Annotated in this window: 2 protein-coding genes; one reads left to right on the top strand and one right to left on the bottom strand. The window is 37.6% G+C overall.

Annotation, left to right across the window (positions count from 1 at the left end):
• Window positions 1-34: 34 nt before the first annotated feature.
• Window positions 35-541 (bottom strand): DUF1289 domain-containing protein, encoded by a 507-nt coding sequence (locus tag CL42_RS15995; protein ID WP_171076814.1) that lies wholly within the window; start codon window positions 539-541, stop codon window positions 35-37.
• A gap of 91 nt (window positions 542-632) precedes the next feature.
• Here CL42_RS15995 and CL42_RS15990 point away from each other — a divergent pair, with 91 nt between their 5' ends.
• Window positions 633-1,565 (top strand): rhodanese-related sulfurtransferase, encoded by a 933-nt coding sequence (locus tag CL42_RS15990; protein WP_035270894.1) that lies wholly within the window; start codon window positions 633-635, stop codon window positions 1,563-1,565.
• The last annotated feature ends 278 nt before the right edge of the window (window positions 1,566-1,843 follow it).

Raw genomic sequence — 1,843 nt, 5'->3', positions numbered from 1 at the left:
AAATTTGTCGTGTACAGAGCAAATTATCATAGAATTACTCTTCATCCACCAACTGCAAGCTCTGGCTAATCCCATCTGCTCTTAGCCAAGCTAATTCATAACTCGCATTCGCCAAAGCCAATACCCGACGTTCAAACTCAGTCCAGATCGGTTTAACATGTGGAGCTGAAATACCTAAACCACTCTGCTCTGCTAAATGCTTGTTTTTTTCGCAAATTTTAAGCGCATGATATAATTTTCGGCCTTTTGAAGCATTCTCCAATACTCGGATTCTTTTTGATTCAATGAATTTTTCCACCTCAGAAAGTTGAGCATGAGGAAGCATTGGAACCAAAATTTGATCCAGTTGTTGATCTAAACGTTTCCAAATACTCAGTCGTTGTTCCTCATTATAAGTATTCCATTGAATTACTTCGTGATTAAAACGTCGACAACCACGACATACCGCATCACCAAACACTGTTGAACAACGTCCCGCACATGGTGTTAATGAAGGGATTCGACGCGCTGTATTCAAAATATTTTCCTCATATAAAACCATAAATTTTCTATGGCTTTCTCGCATATTTTCAAAAATCGCGTTAGAATACGCGCCTGATTTTATCCCTATATTAATACATTTGGAGTACTCCATGAACGCTACTGTAGAACAGCTTGCACCTGTAGAACAGCAAGCGACCACTGGTTGGGTTGTTGCGGCACTTTATCAATTTAAAGAAGTTGAAGATTCTCTAGCACTTCAACAAAAATTACTTGAGTTGGTAAAAACCATCAACCTATGCGGTACTCTTATTGTTGCCCATGAAGGGATTAACGGAACAGTTGCAGGTGACCGCCATGCAATTGATGTCATTCATCAATTCCTTTTAAATGAAGGGTTTAATGACATGGAATATAAAGAGTCACACAGTGACGAAAAACCATTCCGTAAAATGAAAATCAAACATAAAAAAGAAATCGTGACTTTAGGTGTTCCAGTGAAGCCACGCGACTTAGTTGGTCACTATCTAGACCCTAAAGAATGGAACGAACTCATTGCACGTGATGACGTGATCTTAGTCGATACAAGAAATGATTACGAATACAAAGCAGGCACATTCAAAGGGGCAATTGATCCAAAAACTGAAACGTTCCGCGAATTCCCTGAATATGTAAAAAACAATCTTGAACAGCATAAAGATAAAAAGATTGCCATGTTTTGTACAGGCGGGATTCGTTGTGAAAAATCAACTTCACTACTTCTTCAAGAAGGCTTTAAAGAGGTATATCACCTCAAAGGTGGTATTCTTAAATATTTAGAAGAAACCCCTCCTGAAGAAAGTTTATGGGAAGGTGAATGCTTTGTTTTTGATGGTCGTACTGCGGTTACACACGGAGTGGAAGAAGGTCAAAATGTGAAGTGCCATGCTTGTGGTTGGCCATTAACCCCTGAAGAAGTAGCATTACCAAGTTACGAACATGGCGTATCATGTGTTTATTGTATCGATAAAACAACAGAAAAGCAGAAAGAAGGTTTCCGTATGCGCCAGTCTCAGATTATTGCTGCAAAACGTAAACGCCTCTAAATAAAAAATATTTTATTTAATTTACAAAAGCGTTGTCTACATTACAGTGTAGATGACGCTTTTTACATTGAACAAACAAAATTTCAATTCTGATATATCACCATTACAAAGTTATTTTATAACAACACAAAACACATGAAGTCATTCAGATAAATTTAATATGAAGGAAATCAATTTAGCTCAAGGATGAAAGTCATGAATCGAGTGCCATTCAAATATCTTCCTGTTCAACGGAATTTTGCTCACCATAATCATTTAGATCGTGTATCGGCTGTACA

Origin of the sequence: Acinetobacter sp. Ver3, assembly GCF_000632455.1 — a bacterium.
GTDB lineage: Bacteria > Pseudomonadota > Gammaproteobacteria > Pseudomonadales > Moraxellaceae > Acinetobacter.
Note: the sequence above shows the minus strand (reverse complement) of the source record. Positions and strands in the feature narration are given on the sequence as shown.